The organism is Ignavibacteriales bacterium (assembly GCA_020635255.1).
Taxonomy (GTDB): Bacteria; Bacteroidota; Ignavibacteria; order Tepidaquicellales; family Tepidaquicellaceae; genus JAEYVS01.
The window spans coordinates 1,140,196-1,160,444 of sequence record JACKAC010000001.1 but is presented as its reverse complement, the minus strand read 5'-3'; the positions used below and the strand labels follow the sequence as shown (position 1 = coordinate 1,160,444).

At 41.7% G+C, this 20,249-nt stretch carries 15 protein-coding genes; 10 read left to right on the top strand and 5 right to left on the bottom strand.

Annotated elements, in window-relative coordinates; translation table 11 throughout:
- Nucleotides 1–1,131 precede the first annotated feature (1,131 nt).
- From H6614_05220 to H6614_05205, 4 genes are all read left to right on the top strand, one after another.
- Nucleotides 1,132–2,109, top strand: coding sequence for a hypothetical protein (locus tag H6614_05220; protein ID MCB9243052.1), 978 nt, complete (start codon nucleotides 1,132–1,134; stop codon nucleotides 2,107–2,109).
- Between the two features lie 90 nt (nucleotides 2,110–2,199).
- On the top strand, nucleotides 2,200–2,391 hold the full coding sequence (locus tag H6614_05215) for a hypothetical protein (GenBank protein ID MCB9243051.1): 192 nt from the start codon (nucleotides 2,200–2,202) through the stop codon (nucleotides 2,389–2,391).
- A complete protein-coding gene (locus H6614_05210; protein MCB9243050.1) occupies nucleotides 2,392–2,685 on the top strand; it encodes a hypothetical protein in 294 nt (97 codons plus the stop codon).
- Between the two features lie 77 nt (nucleotides 2,686–2,762).
- Entirely contained in the window at nucleotides 2,763–4,055 is a 1,293-nt protein-coding gene (locus H6614_05205; protein ID MCB9243049.1) for a ferric reductase-like transmembrane domain-containing protein, read from the top strand.
- On the opposite strand, the gene H6614_05200 is transcribed toward H6614_05205, so the two are convergent.
- A complete protein-coding gene (locus H6614_05200; protein MCB9243048.1) occupies nucleotides 4,052–4,522 on the bottom strand; it encodes an Lrp/AsnC ligand binding domain-containing protein in 471 nt (156 codons plus the stop codon). The two genes, H6614_05205 and H6614_05200, sit on opposite strands and share 4 nt — an antisense overlap.
- A 409-nt stretch (nucleotides 4,523–4,931) precedes the next feature.
- On the opposite strand from H6614_05200, the gene H6614_05195 reads away from it, so the two are divergent.
- The gene (locus tag H6614_05195; protein MCB9243047.1) at nucleotides 4,932–6,296 is read left to right on the top strand and encodes a T9SS type A sorting domain-containing protein; all 1,365 of its coding nucleotides are present in this window, start codon (nucleotides 4,932–4,934) and stop codon (nucleotides 6,294–6,296) included.
- Here the strand turns inward: H6614_05195 and H6614_05190 are convergent.
- A complete protein-coding gene (locus H6614_05190) occupies nucleotides 6,286–7,056 on the bottom strand; it encodes a TIGR02757 family protein (protein ID MCB9243046.1) in 771 nt (256 codons plus the stop codon). The genes H6614_05195 and H6614_05190 overlap by 11 nt on opposite strands.
- A gap of 15 nt (nucleotides 7,057–7,071) precedes the next feature.
- Here H6614_05190 and H6614_05185 point away from each other — a divergent pair, with 15 nt between their 5' ends.
- On the top strand, nucleotides 7,072–7,740 hold the full coding sequence (locus H6614_05185) for a hypothetical protein (GenBank protein ID MCB9243045.1): 669 nt from the start codon (nucleotides 7,072–7,074) through the stop codon (nucleotides 7,738–7,740).
- Here H6614_05185 and H6614_05180 read toward each other — a convergent pair whose 3' ends face one another.
- Both H6614_05180 and H6614_05175 read right to left on the bottom strand, forming a co-directional pair.
- Entirely contained in the window at nucleotides 7,741–9,267 is a 1,527-nt protein-coding gene (locus tag H6614_05180; GenBank protein MCB9243044.1) for a DUF853 family protein, read from the bottom strand.
- Between the two features lie 7 nt (nucleotides 9,268–9,274).
- A complete protein-coding gene (locus tag H6614_05175; protein MCB9243043.1) occupies nucleotides 9,275–10,618 on the bottom strand; it encodes an MFS transporter in 1,344 nt (447 codons plus the stop codon).
- A gap of 184 nt (nucleotides 10,619–10,802) precedes the next feature.
- On the opposite strand from H6614_05175, the gene H6614_05170 reads away from it, so the two are divergent.
- The 4 genes from H6614_05170 (at nucleotide 10,803) to H6614_05155 (ending at nucleotide 18,075) form a co-directional block, all read left to right on the top strand.
- On the top strand, nucleotides 10,803–12,557 hold the full coding sequence (locus H6614_05170; GenBank protein ID MCB9243042.1) for an aryl-sulfate sulfotransferase: 1,755 nt from the start codon (nucleotides 10,803–10,805) through the stop codon (nucleotides 12,555–12,557).
- Nucleotides 12,558–13,860: 1,303 nt separating this feature from the next.
- Nucleotides 13,861–14,319: a T9SS type A sorting domain-containing protein gene (locus H6614_05165; protein ID MCB9243041.1), complete on the top strand. Its 459-nt coding sequence runs from the start codon at nucleotides 13,861–13,863 to the stop codon at nucleotides 14,317–14,319.
- 17 nt (nucleotides 14,320–14,336) lie between these two features.
- Entirely contained in the window at nucleotides 14,337–16,088 is a 1,752-nt protein-coding gene (locus tag H6614_05160) for an aryl-sulfate sulfotransferase (GenBank protein ID MCB9243040.1), read from the top strand.
- Between the two features lie 223 nt (nucleotides 16,089–16,311).
- On the top strand, nucleotides 16,312–18,075 hold the full coding sequence (locus tag H6614_05155) for an aryl-sulfate sulfotransferase (protein ID MCB9243039.1): 1,764 nt from the start codon (nucleotides 16,312–16,314) through the stop codon (nucleotides 18,073–18,075).
- A gap of 58 nt (nucleotides 18,076–18,133) precedes the next feature.
- Here H6614_05155 and H6614_05150 read toward each other — a convergent pair whose 3' ends face one another.
- Complete coding sequence (locus H6614_05150) at nucleotides 18,134–20,185, bottom strand: hypothetical protein (GenBank protein MCB9243038.1); 2,052 nt, start codon at nucleotides 20,183–20,185, stop codon at nucleotides 18,134–18,136.
- Nucleotides 20,186–20,249: the final 64 nt, after the last annotated feature.

Genomic DNA, 20,249 nt, shown 5'->3' with positions numbered 1-20,249 from the left:
TTAATGCAAACCGATATGTGCTTTCGGTGAGGGATGTTGTGGAAGGGTGATATGTATATTCCCTTCGGCGGTGAGAGTCTAATAGTGACCCGTGGCTTGGACCTCTACTAAAAAGTCCAACGTAACAGTTCAGCCGTCTGTAATGCGATTCTGATCGCGTGAAGGTGTTCCGTCGCCTTCGGCAGAAGGAGCAGTTGTATCCTTATCCTCTGTGGGATACTTGCCATAAATACTGTATAACGTATGATACAACGAAATCAGGCTAGCCTGTTTATATTTTTGTCATCCTTCTCTTATTTGTCATTCCTGCGAGCCCCTACGGGGCGAAGGCGGGAATCCAGAGGAGAAAACTAAATACGATGAAATAAACTATATCCCTTAACACAAACTGTAAACGAAGATGATAAATCATCCCCCATTTTACAAAGGGGGGAAAGAGGGGGGTTAAGAAAAAAACAAACACAAACACACTACCACAACAAAACAAATATTACACTATACCAAGTAATCACCGAAGGTGATTCAAAGCCATTACGGAAATCGTCGTTTCCATAGACTCCGAAGGAGTCTCCAAACGGCCATGTGTAAATTGTCGGCCCCGACGAGTCGGGGTAAAATTGTGAGGCTTTTTGCGCTTCCGAAGGGACGAAGAAAAACTGCCTGCCCCGCTTGTCCCGCAGAATGCGGTGGCTTTAGCGGTGGTCTGAGCGAGGTCTTACCCGGTTTACCGGGTTCGAGCGAGTTTTTTTCTTCGAGCAAAAAACGCAGCAATTGTTAGACAATTTACACTAGAGGCCTTGATCTTTTGCCTGCCCCTTCGGGGGTTCTTTTGTATCAAGACAAAAGAACTCACACGAAGTGTGGCTTTAGACGATTTACGTTAGACTGCCCTTTTGCTTCTGGCGCCTGTCCCGCACTCGATGCGGGAGGCAAGCAAAAGAAGTCGCCGAAGGCAAACATTTACACTAGAGGTCTTGATCTTTTGGCTCTGGAGCCTGCCCCGCACAAGCGGAGCGGATGCGGGGGATCAAGCCCAAAGAGCCCGTTGGAAACATATTTTCCATTGAGCCGTCGTATATTTAGAACTCAGAAGACCACTGTTTTTTTTCAAAAGCCTTATTATATTCTGATATGAAAACTGCTATCACACTCATCATATCGTTCATCACGATAAACATCACCTTAGCGCAGGGCACACTGACCGATATTAATACAGGCTTAACGATAGATTATCCGGAAGGATGGAGCTATATACAGGAGGACAGCACAATTGTCATTCATAATAAGCTCGGGCAATTAAATATTATCTCACAGAAAACAAGAGAACCCTTCGACCCGATTGCTTTTAACCAAGCCTTAGGTTCTGATAAAGAACTTATAAAAACCATGTTCCCCGGCATCACGGGTGAAGGATTATTAGAGCATGGTACTACCTACATAAGCGGAGAACGATCGGTCTATATGGTGCTAAATATAAGCCAGAAATTTAATACTGGCACTGATGAGATCTTAAAGGTAAAAGCTATTATGACTTATTACAAAGGTTATATGGTTAATTTTTCGGCGATGACAATTGAAGAAAATTACAAGCCGTTCGTTGCAGAGATCGATGATATCCTTAAAGCGGCGCGGTTTCCCGGGTTTACTCCGGGAGTAATTACCGATTCCTTAACCGGGCTTATGATCAATTACCCGGATAACTGGCAGTATAGTAATTTCAAAGGATATCATGCTCTTCAGAATGATAAGGGATTCATCGTGATAATAACGGATAAGAACAAATACGGGAAATCCTTTAGCGAAGTGTACGAGGACATTGACAAAAATTATGAGAGTTACAAAGGAGCAATCGATGCTTTATTTTCATCTGGAATGAGCTCCGAGCTCACGGGTTATGGAAAGACTACTGTCGGCGGAAAAGATGCGGTTTTATTGGATGTCCTTTTAAAAAAGATATCCGATGGATCTACACTTCCAACAAAGACACTTTCAATATATGGATCTGATTTCATATATACTTTTTTTATTATTCAGGGTTTAAATATGAACACAATAGAATCTTTGACAGATGATGTGTTATCACTTCTGGAAAATGTTGTCTTCCCGTAATTTGATTTACCCGATTAATATATGAGCCACTACTCCCCCATCGAACTCTTCCTCATCGGGCTCGGCGCCTTCATACTCATACGCGCCGTCATGGGAAATTACGCCCGTGCATTCGAGCGCGACCGCCGTCTCGGCAAATTCATACTCACCCCATTCAAAGATTACACACCGATACAACACGGCGAAAAGTACACCGGCAAAGACAAGCTCTTCATCACCGCCGGCATTCTCGCCCAGGTCATCATACTCGCGCTATTCATTTACCTGATATCGGGGAATTAAATGGGTGAACCAAAGGGAATAGGATATTTCATCCTTGCAGTTATTTTATTTATACTCTTTGGAATATTTCATTATTGGTTTAACAAGTTTACAAGAAATCTGGGTGAAATGGTCAGCGGGATGTTTTCACGCAAAGATGAAAATTACTATCCTGAAGTAAAAGACGATTATGACGAAGAGGATGAGGAGGCTGTTAAAAAAAGGGATGCCAAGTATGAATGCATTGGCGGTATTGTGATAGCATTTATCGTCATATTATTTATTATACTAATAAACCTTTCCACCTCCATGTAGCTCCAGCATCACTCCCGTATTGAATCACATTTCTCGCGTGAATATCTTAATTTTGTATATAAATGTTATTTCCATAGATGATCAGAAAAGATAACATCGGACAATGGTTCTTCTGGGGGTTCGCGCTTCTCGCGGTTCCGCTCGTGCTATTATCTCCGCTTGACGACACCTTCCGCAAGAATATAAAGCCCATAACGTTCCTGCTGAGCCAGGTATGCGGGATGCTGGGCTTCTCATTGTTCGCTATGTCGTTCCTGCTTTCCTCGCGCATAAAGTGGATGGAAAAATATTTCGGCGGATTGGATACGATGTATCATACTCACCACACCATGGCTAAGTTCGCGTACGTTTTCATGTTGATACATCCGGTGCTGATGGCATTCCGATGGCGTCCCGACGGCATCGGGCAGGTCATTACGTTCCTGCTCCCGACACATGACAAGCTTGCTATCGACCTCGGCAGTATCGCGGTGATCGGTGTGACCATATTGCTCTTGTTTACTTTCTTTATACGCATCGCCTACGATAAATGGAAACGGCTCCACAAGCTCATGGGAATATTTTTTATTCTCAGCATGCTTCACATTTTTCTGCTCAAAGACAACCTATACGATTTTGCGCCGCTGCTGATTTATGTTATAATACTCAGCGTACTGGGCACTTCCGCGTATGTTTACAAGACGCTTTTATTCGACATGATAAAACGGAAATATCAATACACCGTTACAAATGTAAATAAATTGAGCGACAGAGTGATGGAAATTACTTTGAAAGCTTCCGGTGAGGAAGCGCCGTTCATTCCGGGGCAGTATTATTTTTTCAGCTTTATCGCTCCGCAATTTACGAAAGAGTCGCACCCGTTTACGATATGTAATGTAAAGGAGGAGAAGGAAATAAAAATAATCATGAAAGCTCTCGGGGATTACACTAATAATCTTTTTAAAAATATCGAACCCGGCATCGAAGCAAAACTCGAGGGACCTTACGGCACATTTTATTACAGGACAGGTAAGAAGGAGCAGGTTTGGATAGGCGGAGGTGTTGGCATGGCGCCATTTATCAGCTGGGCGCGCGAGCTTAAAGAAAAACCGTACCCGGGATTAAAAGCAGACCTATACTATTGCGTAGATACCAGGGATGATGCGGTTCATCAAAATGTGTTCGAGGAATTGGAGAGCAAGGATTTTCACGTTCACCTTGTATGCGTTGATGAGACGGGTTTCCTTAAAGCAGATCACATAAAGGAATTGGACGGGAGGGATGTTTACATTTGCGGACCGAAGGGAATGCGCCGGTCGTTACTAAAAGGATTCGATAAGTTAAATGTTGCGAGAGAGCGGATACAATACGAAGATTTCGATTTTGTTTAGAGTTTTATCTGGCGTTTAACCGATTCCTCAAGCGAGATGAAGGTTTCGGTTCGCTGGATCCCTTTTATTCGCTGTATCTTTTCATTCAGCACCTCACGCAGATTTTGCGTATTCTTACAAACCAGTTTAGCAAAAAGCCCATAAGCGCCTGTTGTATAATGAACTTCCACTACTTCATCTAGCTTACGTAACTCCTTCGCTACGTCATGGTACATCGACCCTTTTTCGAGGTAAACACCGATGAATGAAGTTATATCGTAGTGGAGTTTAACCGGATCCACGATCAATTGCGCACCTTTCACAACGCCCATTTCTTTCAATTTCTTCATTCTAACATGAATTGTACCGCCGGAAACGAGGAGTTTTTTGGCGATCTCGGTATAAGGAATCGTAACATCGTCCATTAATATGCTGAGAATATCGCGGTCCAGCTTATCAATTTCATAATTTTGGGACGTTTCGGGCATAGTGTTTTACAATTTTCTTAATAATATGAATATAATATTATAGTATTCATAAAAATTTACATAATATATTAATGATATTGTAATTTAATAGCAATATCATTATAATTATTTCAGTTCGTTGATAAAATACACTGTGGGGTGGTGAAATCAGGCAGACACACCCTCCGGTCTCGAGGGCGGAGATGTACGGCATAAATTCCCGGTCATAGTTGCAAAAGCAAGTGGGAGATACGGGAGCTAACCGCTCCATGAAGGTTCGAGTCCTTCCCCTACAGCAATTACTTCTCCTGAAGTATGTTAGTTGATTAATCAATTAAAGCCGTGGTCATTAGTGACTCCGGCTTTTTTTGTTGTTATTTTTTGTGATTATCGGTATTATTTATCGGCTCCCTTCAATAATCTTACCACGATGAAACAACTGATCACATTTACGATATGGATCATTCTTATATGTAGTTATATTCCTGCTTCAGCTCAAAATTACACTGTAATCTATACGCCGGTATTCGATATGATATCATTCTGGAGTATCGAAATTTCAGGGCAACCACGAAAGAATATGTACTTTCAACCGAGGGGCTTGAGCGGATCGCCATGCAGCGTGTTGACGCCCGAGAATTCCAATCTTTACCGTATCCTTCATACCGGGCAAAATTACGAACCGTTCTGGGGAATGTTCGAAAGATTTATCTGCTCGGAGGTAAACATGGGATGCTATCCTGAACCATGGGATATCATCAGGGTATCGAAGCAGGATTCGGATTTCGTCATCGGTTACATGAAAATAGACGCGAACCTCAACACCGTAAACTGTCTCAATCCACAATACATGACGAAATTGAGTACGACCGGGGGGCTAACTACGCAATCTCTTTTCCCTAACCAGGAAGTAAAAGGCTTCGACATAGATCCTAATAACGATAACAATATTTACTTTGGAATTATACAGTATCTCTACAAAAGTACGAACCGGGGCGCTAACTTTAATATAATATCCGGCATACAATTCCTTAATGGTTTTATAAAAGTCAACCCCCAGAATAGCTCGATCATTTTTGCAGAAGGGACAACGTCGATGTACGTCAGCACAAATGCGGGCGCGACATTTACACAATTGTCTGTTCCTCCATTTAATGATATGGCATTCGACAGCGGGAACAACGTTTACGGGGTTTCTTCGTCGGGAGTATTTAAATCTACAAACAAAGGTGTAACATGGTCGCAGGTATCTTCGATCGCAAATGTGAATGCGGTAGAGATCAATCCTGATAACCCGAACATAATTTACGTAGGCGCAAACTCAGGGATATACCGCTCAATAAACGGCGGGATGACCTTTAATCAGCAAGGTTACCTTTTTCCTATATCAAGTAAGATAATCGGAATATCAAAAGATCCCGGCACCGGCGACACTCTTTATGCAAGTACTGACAAGGCTATATACAAAATATTCGACCTGGCAACAGGCTTGAGCGGGGTTACAAATTCAACACCTGTGCAATACCGACTTTATCAAAACTACCCGAACCCGTTCAATCCTTCTACTAACATTAGCTTCGACTTACCGGAGAAGTCGGACGTGTCATTGATAATTTACGATGGTATGGGAAGGACCGTTACGGAATTGGTTAATGCTACATTTATTACCGGACAATATACATATTCATGGGATGCGGGGAATCTTTCGAGCGGAGTTTACTTTGCGAAATTACAAACGGAAGGTGTTTCGGGAAAAGTTTACACGGACTCACGTAAGATGCTACTCATAAAATAGCTTTATCTATTCCGGTGTGGCATAAGGCGAAGTCATACTTCACCGGGTCGCGCGGGTCGAATTGCTTTAGCTTGCTAGTAAGTGCGACGGCGAATTTTAGATCGGGTGATCTTCTTTGAATCAGGTTTAGTTTCAGCGCGTTGCGGTGCACGTGAATGTCGAGGGGTATTATAAGTTTCGACCGCTTTATCCCCTGCCACACACCGAGATCTATCTCATCTTTACGAACCATCCAGCGAAGATAGAGGTTAAGCCGTTTGCACGCGGAATTCGTGACCGGCTCCGGGATGAAATGCTTGAACGACTCTTTTGCTTTGAGCGGTGATTTGAGTTCACGTGTAAATCCGGCGAGACCGTTTACTATATTTTCATCGCTTTCATTATAATGACTTAAAAAAAGATTATTGAGTGAGCCGTGTTTTATGACTGCTTTCTTGAGTATTTCTATCAGCGCGATAAGGTGAGCACCGGTATGAAAGCGGTAATACATTCCCTGCAAATGCTTTTTATCTTTAGATTTCGAGAAATTAACGGTAAATTCATATATATTACTGCCCGTTATTTTGAGAAGCCGTTCGATAAATGCGTTTATCACGTTGACCTGCCCATAGGAGTAGCAGGAAATGATAAAGCCAAGGAGTTCGATATCTCGCGGGTCATCGAGGCGGTGCAGGGTCCAGATGGGATCTTTCGAAGAATGTTTTTTCCTGTAATGTTTATATATCCCATCTAAATATTTCTTTAACTTTTTATCGGTCAATCAAGCAATATTAATATGTCGAAAATTTTTATCATAGGCGATAGTGACGCGCTTAAATCCGAGCTGTCCGGTTTTCTTTCACAAAAGCACGAGATAATCGACGCACCGGGTTCCGCGGAGATGATATTCGAAATTACGAATTATGACAGGGAAATAAAATTTAATAATCTTAATTACATAGACCAGAACAATACAACTGCTCCCGTAGTTTCCGCTTCGGTTTGTATAACTCTTCACGAACAATTGCGTTCGCTGGGCAACCCGGCGCGGCTCATGGGAATAGGATTGTACCCAACCTTTTCGGAAGTAGAAGGGATAGAAGTTTCGAACACCAGGTTCACATCGAATGATGAATTCAATTCACTTGTAAATACGCTAACAGATCTCGGGAAGGAAGTTCATCACGTTGAGGACAGGCCCGGCATGGTAAATCTGCGCGTCGTTACGTTGATAATGAATGAGGCGTACCAGGTACTGCAGGAAGGCACTTCAAACCGTGATGACATAGATACGGCGATGAAGCTCGGCACAAATTACCCGTTCGGTCCGATAGAATGGAGCGAGCGCATCGGGCTCGATAATGTTTATCATGTGCTGGAATCGATGTACAACAGCTTCGGCGACGATAGGTACCGCATCACTCCCCTTCTCAGAGAGCTTTACCTCGAGAGCATGGTAAAGTGATCACTTCAAAGCAGACTTAAGCATACCAAAGAAGCCGCGCGAAATTTCACGTACGGCGGTTTTCACCAGAGGATTTTTAGAAGCTTTATCAATGATAGTAGGCTCCGGTTTTTCCGACGCGGCCTTTTTCTCCTCAGCTTTTTTCAATTCTTCCTTTTTTTGCTCGACAGCTTTTTGTTCTACTTTTTTCGTAAGCAGTTCATAAGCGCTCTCGCGGTCTATTGTCTCGCTGTATTTGTTCAGCAGGTTTGACTTCGCTATAACTTCATCCAGCTCCTGCGGAGTTAATATGTCCATTCTAGATGAAGGAGCGGTAAGCAAAACATGTACGAGAGGCGTGGGGATACCCTTCTCATTTAAAGCAGTGACGAACGCTTCACCGATACCCATTTCCGTAATAAGCTTATCGACCTCGTAAAATTCCGAATCCGGGTAATTTTCGGAAGCGGATTTAATTGCTTTCCTGTCGTTAGCAGTAAAGGCGCGCAGGGCATGCTGTATTTTTAAACCCAACTGTGAAAGAACTTCCGGCGGAACATCAGTAGGTAGTTGTGTACAGAAGAAAATACCGATACCTTTAGAGCGGATGAGTTTGATAATATTTTCAAGATGTTCGAGGAGCGCTTTTGACGCTTCATCAAATATCAGGTGCGCTTCATCAATAAAGATAACAAGTTCAGGACGGTCGGTATCACCTTTTTCGGGGAATTTCTCATATATCTCGCCGAGGAGGCTGAGCATAAAAGTAGAGAACATTTTAGGTCTATCCTGTATATCATTGAGGCGGATAATATTCACGTATCCCCTGCCGTTTTCATCTATGCGGATGAGGTCCTCCACTTCGAATGAGAGCTCTCCGAAGAAGAGTTCGGAGCCCTGCTCCTCTATCTCGATGAGCTTGCGCAGGATGACGCTTGCGGTTGAAGTGCTTATCGCCCCGTAATGTTCTTTTATCTCATCCTTGCCGTCATTAGTAAGATAGTGCAGAGCTTTTTTAAAATCTTTTATATCCAGAAGGAGAAGCCCGTTATCGTCGCAGTATTTGAAAACGAGTGAGACGACGCCTGCCTGGTTATCATTTAAACCGAGTATTTTTGAGAGAAGTACCGGACCGAACTCCGAAACGGTTGCACGGAGGCGAACACCATTTTGTTCGGAAAGCGTGAACATTTCCACGGGATAAGACGAAGCCTTCCACGGTACGCCGATAAGTTCATGCCTTTCTTTTATCTTTTCATTTTCCGAGCCGGGCTGAGCGAGTCCGCTGAGGTCGCCCTTTACATCCATAAGCAGAACGCTGATGCCATTATCGGAGAGGCGCTCGACGATATTTTGCAGGGTTTTTGTTTTTCCCGTACCGGTCGCGCCCGAGATAAGTCCGTGGCGGTTCATTGTTTTAAGAGGGACAGATACAGTAACACCCGGAAGAGTTTCTTTATCGAGCATTGCTGCGCCGAGTATGAAGCTGTCACCTTTGAAGGAATAGCCGTCACTGACTTTTGCTGTAAATTGTTCTTTATTGCTCATGATAAAATTATGGATTAACGGAAGCAGGATTCATTTCTTTAGCAAAATCTTCTTTGGATTGGCACCCTTTCTCTAATTTTATCAATCTAAATGATAATAAAAATGTCAAATATATTATCACGGCGCAAATGATAAAGGTGGTAGAATTAAGCTGGACGTAAAGAATACCACCAAGAGTGAGACCGATAATTCCCGCGAGACTGCCGGCGCTGCCGGCAAAGCCCTGCACTGCGCCCTGGTATTTCTTACCTGCCAGCCGGGATAAAAGCGAGAGAACGGAGGGCCACATAATGCCGTTACCGACGGCGAAGAAGACCGCCGCGGCATATACAATGACAAGATTGGTGAATGTAAGCAGGAAGAAATTCGTGCCGAGTATGATCGCTCCAAAAAGCGCGAGTGTGCTGTCATCGAAAGACTTAGATAGCCGTGTGAGGAGAGGACCCTGCACTAATATCATAAAGAGGCTGATCACGGAAAAATATACTCCGAGCTGGGTAACGCTCCATTTAAGAGTCTGCTGTGCGTGAACCGGGAACGCTGTATAAAAAATACTGAACCCGAGAAATACGAGAAAGTATAATACAAGAACATATGGGATGCCCTGCAACTTTGAGATGGTGGAAAATTTTATCTTTCTGTCATCGCGGGATTCAACACACTCCTTTTGTTCGAAATTAAAAAGCTTTCTGAGACCGGTGCGCTTTATCGATTCCGTTTCTTCGTCACATGGATTTGCGTTGGGCAAATAGAAGACGATGAGGAATGTCGCAACCGTGGAAATGGCTATTGCAGCGTAAACAGGTAGAAAATAACCAAAAGCTGTCGCTCCTAGCACACCCGCAAGCGCGGGTCCGAGTATAAAGCCGAGATTCGACGCAATGGACATCCTGCCATAATTTTTATTCCGATCTTTTTCGTTAGTAATGTCGGCGAGGTATGCATTTGCGACGGAGATATTCCCGCCCGTGAGCCCATCGAATGACCTGGCAAGAAAGAGTAATAGCAAAGGCAGAGTAATAGAGAACGCGCCCAGAAAACCTGAATCTACTTTCCATAAATTGGTTACCGGGATCAGCATAGCTACAAGAAAAAGCACCCACGAAATAAGTGTCCCAGCCTGGCTCAGGAAGAGGATCTTTTTTCTGCCGTAGATATCCGACCAATTTCCCAAAATAGGCGCTCCAATCAGCTGGAAAGCAGGATAAGCAGCACCAAGTACTCCGTAAATTATTGCATTTCCACCATATTGCTCGACGAGATAGACCAGGAACGGAATAACGATGCTATAACCAAGTGTGCTTACAAATGTGACGGACAGGATGGGTAATAATGGTGTCTTTTTGGGCATAGAGGAATATAGCCATTAGCAAAGAAAAATACGGGCTACAAATCCACCAATTTTATGTTTGTTTAATTATTATAATTGATTTATTTTTGTTGGTCTTTTATTCAAGACATGTTCTCTTACATAAAGAGCTTGCATTCAGCGGGGAATAAGTAAAATACTGAAGCAAAAAATTCTCTTACATTACATGAAACTGATAATTTCAACCATTATTCTCTTTTGCTGTACTTCCCTGGTAAAGCCGGACGTGATATATCTAGACCCGGCACCGGATGCAAAATACGTCAGCATCTACAATAATCTTATTATCGGGATGGAATCACCGATAAACGAATCCTTGCTGGCGGAAGTTAACATAACCGTAACAGGTTCCAAGAGCGGTTTACATACGTATGACGTAAAGCTCACTTCGGATGGAAAGAAGATCCTATTCCGTCCGCAAATTCCATTTAGAACGAACGAAACCGTAACGGTGCAAGTAAGTTCTAACAATAATCAAATAAAATTTAATTCACGAAAAGATTTCAGCTACAGGTTCACAACCGAGGCGGCACGAATCCCTATAAGCGGTGATAAATCTTTGCGTGATGAACTCGGCGACTATTACAGGGCTCCATTCGAGCTGGACAACGCGGATCCGCCAGAGCTCACTGTCACAATATCCAATAATCCGTCACCCGGACGATTATTCGTTTCCTCATACAATACAGATCCTTCATACTTAATAATTGCCGAGAACAATGCAAATATTTATTGGAGCAAGGGGTTTGGCAATCAAACACTCGACTTTAAAGTTCAGTCTAACGGAACTCTGACATATTATCTAACCGGATCGGATAAGTTTTTCCAGATGAACGATAATTATGAAGTTATCGATTCGTTTGCCTGCGGGAACGGTTACACAACAGACACGCACGAATTTATACTATTGCCAAACGGTCATTCGCTTTTAATGGCTTATGATCCTCAGATAGTAGATATGAGTCAGATCGTAGCAGGCGGAGATACCGCGGCAACTGTGATCGGGCTAATAATCCAGGAGCTAGATGAGAGCAAGAATGTTGTATTCCAATGGAGGAGCTGGGATCATTTTGAAATCACCGACGCAACAAGCCTTGATCTTACATCATCGACAATAGACTACGTTCATGGGAATGCTATCGATATGGACACGGATGGAAACCTGCTTATCTCCAGCAGGCACATGGACGAAATAACAAAAATCGACAGAGTGAAGGGTTCGATAATATGGAGACTGGGCGGGATACATAATCAATTTACTTTTAAAAACGATTCGCTTGGATTTTTCAGACAGCATTGCATACGCAGAATTGCAAACGGTAATATAACTCTGTTCGATAACGGCAATTTTCATTCTCCCCAATTCTCCAGGGCGGTAGAATATAACCTGGACGAAATCGGTAAAACTGTTACCCTTGTATGGGAATACAGGAACAATCCGACCATTTATGGTTTTGCAATGGGCAGTGTACAGCGCCTAGAGAATGGTAATACATTGATAGGATGGGGCTTTACAACTCCTGCTCTCAGCGAAGTAACTCCGGATGGGAAGGTTGCATTAGAAATGAAATTTCCGGGCAATATAGTATCATACAGAGCATTTAAATTTAACTGGGACAATATAACATCGACCGGAAGCAACAGCGGTTTAGTCCCAGAGTCATATAGCTTGGCACAGAACTATCCGAACCCGTTCAATCCGGTAACGTCCATAAGCTACTCTATACCGGTTGCTGGGAATGTATCCATCAGGGTATATGACATGATGGGAAGAGAAATTAAATCGCTTGTAAGTGAGTATAAACAAGCGGGGTCGTATAATATTTTGTTCGACGCATCAAATTTTGCAAGTGGGGTATATTTATATAAACTTGAAGCCGGAAGCTATATTGCTTCCAGAAAGATGGTGTTAATTAAATAATACCCAAATGAAAAACTTTAGTGTATTTCTTGCCGTGTTTATTCTTGCATCTATAACCGGTAAGGCTGAGGTAATCTATCTAGATCCGATGCCGGATGCAAAATACGTTAGCATCGAGAATAACCTGATATTAGGATTGGAATACCCGGTTAGCGAGAATGAATTAAATAATATCTCAATTACTGTTACCGGATCTAAGAGCGGACTACTTAGAGGCACTCTTAAATTGTCCACAGATAAGAAAAAAATCATCTGGGTAAAAGACGAGCCATTTGCCGGGGATGAAACCGTTACTGTTTCTGTGAACTCAGGGACTGCTCAGATTAGTTTATATAATTCAAGAACTTTCTCATACAGGTTTCAAACAGAAAGATCAAGAATTAAAGTAGGTATCGAGAGCACTTTGGAAAGTGAGCTTGGCAAATATCATATTCCCTTTCAAACGGACAAGGATCCCGATCCCCCCGAAGTAACCGTAATAACATCAAACAATCCATCTTCGGGAAAAATACTGATGGGTATATTCTCAATAACTCCCTCGTATTTATTGATGGTTGAGAACACGGGAAGTTTATTTTACTCCGAAGAGTTATTATCAAATTGCTATGACTTTAAAAGGCATGAAGATGGCACATATACATATTATAGTAAGCTAGATGATAAATTCATACAACTGGATAGCAGTCTCAATCCCATAGATTCATTTTATTGCAGGAATGGTTACTCGACAGATCTCCATGATATAATCTTCACTCCTTCCCATAACGTTTTATTATTATCATACGATCAGCAGATAATAAACATGAGCCTTGTAGTCCCAAACGGAGATACAGCAGCTCAGGTAACCGGATTAGTAATTCAGGAAATAGATCCAGAGGGAAACGTTGTATTTCAATGGAGAAGCTGGGATCACTTTGAGATCACTGATGCATTACACCTGGACCTGACAGCACATTCCATAGATTATGTACACGGGAATGCTCTGGATTATGACACAGACGAGAATTTGCTTTTATCATCCCGTCACCTGGATGAAATAACAAAGATAAACAGGTCAAATGGCGAGATCATCTGGAGACTGGGAGGTAAAAATAATCAATTTGAATTCATTAATGATACGCTGCATTTCACTTACCAGCATGATATAAGAAGGATTGCAAATGGAAATATAACCTTATTCGATAATGGTAATTTCCATTCACCGCAATTTTCCAGGGCAGTTGAATATCATCTAGATGAAATAAATAAGAAAGCTACACTGGTATGGCAATACCGTCATACACCTGATATATACGGATTCGCAATGGGCTCCGTTCAGAGGCTAGAAAACGGCAACACGTTAATAGGCTGGGGATATACAACCCCTACCCTAACAGAAGTAACGCCAAGCGGAACGACAAGCCTGGAAATGAAACTGCCGACCGGGTCTCTTACTTACAGAGTATCCAAGGCACAGGTCGATAATCTAACGAATATCCCCGGTAATAATTCCATAGCAGATAAATTTCATCTTGCACAAAACTATCCTAATCCATTTAATCCGGTAACATCAATCGGGTTTTCGATCCCTGTTTCGGGAAACGTTAGTCTTAAAGTTTACGATATGCTGGGAAGAGAAATAAAGACATTACTAAATCATTATAAACTATCAGGAAATTACAATATTTTATTCGACGCATCAGATCTTGCAAGTGGGGTATATTTATATAAGCTGGAAGCAGGAAGCTATACTGCTTCCAGAAAAATGGTATTAATTAAATAACTAAAAATTAAACCAGGATGAAACAATTTACCCTTTTGATATTATTTTTAATATCACTTGCTGCAAGGGCTAATGTAGTTTATCTTGACCCACTGCCGGATGCAAGGTATGTAAACATCAATAATAACCTGATCATAGGTCTAGATAAAGCTCTTACGGATGAAACATTTAACACCCTCACTGTAAAAGTATCCGGGACTAAAAGCGGTTTACAGACAGGCACATTAAGACTTACAACTGACAAAAGGAAAATACTCTGGACACAGGAAAGACCCTTTGTACAAGATGAAATTGTGACGGTCACGATCAGTTCTAACTCCAGTGTAATAGAATACAATTCCTCGAAAGATTTCTCATATTCCTTTTACACTGAAAAGTCCAGAAGAAGATGGAATACCGATAATACTTTGAGAAGCGAACTTGGGGATAATTACAGGGCTCCGTTTCGACGGGATGATAACGATCTACCTGAACTCGAAGTTACAAAGTCGAATAATCCTTCTCACGGGAAGATATTTCTCAGCAATTTTTTTAATGCAGAATCATATCTCATTATAGCCGAAAACAACAGTATATTTTATTTTGCAAAGCCTCTCGTCTATGAAGGAATGGATTTTAAGGTACAACCAAACGGTACATTGACCTATTTCGAAGACAGAAAAAATAAGTTTTATCAGCTCGATCACAATTATACTATGATCGACTCATTTTCCACCGGCAATGGGTATGAAACTGACCTCCACGAATTGAGACTCCTGCCTAACGGGCATGCATTACTGATGGCATACGACGCTCAATATATAAATATGAGCCTTGTTGTTCCGGGAGGTGATACGAATGCATCTGTTGTGGGGCTTATAATACAAGAGCTGGATGAAAATAAGGACGTGGTATTTCAATGGAGGAGCTGGGATCACTTTGAGATCACTGATGCGACACATCTGAATTTTACCGCAAGCACTCTGGATTACGTTCATGGGAATGCCATCGAAGAGGATATAGACGGTAATCTTATGATATCATGCAGACATATGGATGAAATAACCAAGATCGACAGGCATACCGGTGATATTATATGGAGGCTGGGCGGAAAGCATAATGAATTTAGTTTTGTAAATGATACGATCCAATTTAGCCACCAGCATGCTATACGCAGAATAGCAAACGGCAACGTTACATTATTCGATAACGGAAATTATCACACGCCAGAGTTTTCAAGAGCAATCGAGTATTCATTGGACGAGGTAAATAAAATTGCTACATTGGTCTGGGAATACAGGAATGAGCCGACCATTTACGGTAAAGCTATGGGATACGTTCAAAGGCTCGACAACGGGAATACTTTGATAGGCTGGGGGTTTACAACACCAACGCTTACCGAGGTCACACAGCAGAAAGACATTACACTTGAAATGAAGTTAAGCAACGATATGGTCTCCTACCGGGCGTATAAGTTTGATTGGGACAGCACTACCTCGGTCGGTAATAATAACGGTTCAATACCAAATACATATTCTTTATCACAAAATTATCCGAATCCATTTAACCCTATAACGACTATCGATTATTCGATTCCCGTAGCGGGCAATGTGACACTAAAGGTATATGATATAATGGGTCGAGAGGTAGGATCACTTGTAAACGGATATAAGCAAGCCGGATCATACAATGTGACTTTCGGGACATCTAAGCTAGCAAGCGGGGTTTATATTTATAAGATAGAATCAGGTAATTTTACTGAATCCAAAAAAATGATCTTGATGAAGTAATCAATTTCTTTCGGCAGCAACAGGTGGATAGTATTAATACTGTCCACCTTTCCTTTTATCCTAGCTAAACACTGCCGTAAGTATTATTGATATATTGTCGTCTAATAGTAGCATGTCTAAGAATTACCGGGGAAACAGGTTACAAAACAGTAAATTTGCTGTTGGTGACAATGAATAAATAAAATGAAAACAGCCAATAGTTTAAAACCTTAATTCCCAAAATATGAAAGCACTTTCCCTCTTAGTTTTCTTATGTTGTGCTTCTGTGGTAAAGCCGGACGTAATATACCTCGACCCGGTACCAGACGCAAAATACGTCAGTATATATAATGGTCTCATCATCGGGCTTGAATCCCAGATAAGTGAATCTTCCCTATCCGACATCAGAATAATAGTAACCGGTTCTAGAAGCGGTATGCATACAGGGGATATAAAATTCACATCTGATAAGAAAAAGATATTATTCCAGCCTCACACCCCATTTAATACGGACGAGACTGTCACAGTTCATATAAGTTCAAATAATAATCAGATAAAATACAATTCCAGCAGGGATTTCAGTTACAGTTTCCAAATCGAAAAGACAAGGATATCCGTCGATAGCGAAAAATCTTTTAGGGATGAACTGGGAGAAAACTTCAGAGCTCCTTTTAATCTCAGACCGGGAGGCGATCCGCCTAATTTGACTGTTACAATTTCAGATAATCCTTCGCCGGGAAAAATCTTTTTAGGAAGTTTCAACCAATCAGATCCATACCTAATAATAGCAAATAATGACGGTAGTTTATACTACTCGATGGGCACGGAGTACAATTGTTTAGATTTTAAAAAACAATATGACGGGACTCTTACATTTTATAAATCGGCTATCTCAAGATATTACCAGATGAATGATCAATACCAAATAATCGATTCCTTCACATGCGGAAACGGATATACAACCGATGGTCATGAGCTGGTACTGCTCCCGAACGGTCACGCTCTTTTAATGTCGTATGATAACCAAATAATAAACATGAGTCTTATTGTACCTGGGGGTGACACAAGCGCATGGGTAGTAGGACTTGTAGTGCAGGAGCTGGATGAAAATAAAAACGTCGTATTTCAATGGAGGAGCTGGGATCACTTTCAAATAACGGATGCAACTCACGAAGATATGACAGTGGATTATATAGATTACGTGCACGGTAATGCTATAGAACCTGATCTAGACGGGAACCTGCTCATCTCCAGCAGACACATGGATGAGATCACAAAGATAGACCGAACAAAGGGTACGATAATATGGAGATTGGGAGGTCAGAATAATGAATTCACTTTTATGAATGATACCATGAAATTCAGTCATCAGCATGACATACGAAGATTAGCCGATGGTCACATAACGCTCTTCGATAATGGCAACTATCACTCTCCACAGTTTTCAAGAGCCGTAGAGTACGAACTGGATGAAATAAATAAAACCGCAACACTAGTGTGGGAATATAAAAATACTCCAACAATATACGGGTCAGCTATGGGATCGGTAAGAAGGCTTGAAAATGGAAACACGCTGATAGGATGGGGTACCGGTGGAGCCACATCCGCGACATTAACTGAAATAACTCCTGATGGAAGGATAGCACTTGAAATGAAACTCGATTCACCAAGGCTGTCATACAGGGCATTCAAATTCGAGTGGGACTCCCCTACCAGCACGGGAAACAATAATGGTTCAATACCCGAATCATATTCATTATCCCAAAATTATCCGAATCCATTTAACCCGGTAACAAGCATCAGTTATTCGATACCTGCAGCCGGTAATGTGATGCTTAAGGTATATGATGTAATGGGCAGAGAGGTGGGTTCATTGGTAAGCGAATACAAGCAAGCCGGTTCATATAATGTGACATTTGGGGCATCAAACCTGGCAAGCGGGGTTTATATATATAAGATAGAAACAGGTAATTTTATCGAATCAAAGAAAATGGTCTTAATGAAGTAATATCATTTCTTCCGGCATTAATCTAGGTGGACGGTGAAAACTCTGTCCACCTTTTTTTTTAAAAATCGAACTGGTAGGATACTTTAAAGTATCTATTGGTCTGCTGGAGATGGTCGCCAATGAGGTTAATGACCAGGTAAATGTTGCTTCCGCCGAAGAACTCGTACTGCGCGAGCAAATTCCACAGCGACTGGTCGCTAATGTTATCCCTCTGGAAGAATGAACGCAGATACAACTTGTCAAACACCCTGTAATCAAGGCGTGTATTCATTAACATACCTTTGCTGTATCCGTCATCAATATATTGAATACCCCCTCTGAAACCGACCTTTTCAAAGAAGAAAACGTTGAAATTCATATACGGATTTTTCAGGTAAGAACCATAGTACGGACCAAAGAAATACCCGACATTGAAATAGTTAGTTCCGAAAAAGAATGAGGCACTATACTCCTGCAGCGTGTTTGTCCTTGTAATAAGCTGTCCTGTTTCGTCAAAATCATTAGGTCTATTATATTCAAAGTATTGATTTAACCTGAGCCATTCAGCAACCTTAACATTGCTATTAGTGTAAAACTGATTATAGTAAACATACCCATCGGAAATCGCGTTGCCCTTTGAATAGCCACCATTAAAGTTCATGTCGGTGAAATACTTTCTATCGAAAACGAAGTTGTACCCACCGGAAAGATAATAATTTTCATAATCGCTTAATAAGCCTGTCTGACTATTAAAAGACGTGGACGCACGGAATCCGTCATCCGTCCTGCTGTATCCATAATCCGCGTAAGGTCCGCCGTTATCATTGTACTGGTAATAGCCGTAAAGTTCCATGGAGTTACCACTATTGTCCGTGCCCGATTGAGAACTATTACTGTGCGCGAACTGCCCGCCGAACCTAAACCTGTTCTGAGGGAAGCGGTAAAAGAAATCACCGCTAATAATTTTTTCATTATAATCGGAAGTGGCATTATCCGAGTAAATAAACATCGAGCCTATTTTAAACTCATTCGTCTCATAGAAAGGACGCATGAAAAGCACCTTTCTATCCCTGCCGCTTAGATTTTGATCCTCCTGTACAAAGATAGCACCGCCTTTGAGCCTGTCGCTCCGGTAAGTGTAATTAAATCCATATAGAATGTCCTTAATAGAACGGGTATAGAACAGGTTTATCGGAGAGCTGTATAGATCGAGGTCCTTGCTGAAGAAGGGTCTCCTCTCCTCAAGGAAAGTCGTACTGCGATTAAAATTGAACGTGAACGGATCAGCCTCGAGCGTTGATTCGTCCGTCTGATACGTGCCTTTCAGCTTATGTTTGTCGATGCTCATATTAAATTCACCGCCGAACTGCGCATTTGCAGTCGAGTCATTAAATGCATCAGCCCTCAGGTACGGAACCGCTTCGAACTTTACATCCAGCTTCTCCTCAAATGGCTGTTTAAGAGTGAACTCATACATTTCTTCTACTGAAAGGAGCTGTGAATTAGGAACCAAGGAATAATAGTAGTATCCACCATCGGGTTTATAAGCAAATAACTGTAAATCTATTCCGATCTTCTTTTTATTCTTATTCTGCAAACGGTCGACCGGTATCATGACCTCAGTCTCAATATATCCCGGCTCGCCATTCTTTGCCTCTTTATAAATGGTTGACTGTACGTACCATTTCCAATCCCATTCGGAAGATTTATTACGCTGGTTATATACGAGCTGGTCTCTCTGGTTATTCAGGAAGCTGAATACGAATATATACCCATTCTGCCGTTTATTTTCCAAATCGAGCAAAATAAAGAATTCGTTTTCGTCCTCCGTACTCCTATCACGTGTAAGGGATTTCGAGATGACCTTTCCTTTAGGATAATACTTGAATGCAAAGTAGAGCGCGGTCGATGATTGTTTGATGTAAACAATGGTGCTATCATAGTATTTTTCATCGCTTCTGGGAATCATCATATAAAAATTATCAAAAACTGTAGCGTCATCCCACTCACCCGGTTCAATCTTACCATCGATCGTAGGAAATCCCTCTTTGCTTTCCTGGGCAAAAGTGCTTACGTAAAATAAGGACAGGCAAATGAATATAATTATGTATATGGGGTAAAATTTTCGCATAATTTAGCTTTTTGCTTTGAAACCGAATAATAGTAACAGAAAGCGGGATTTTAATGGATATACG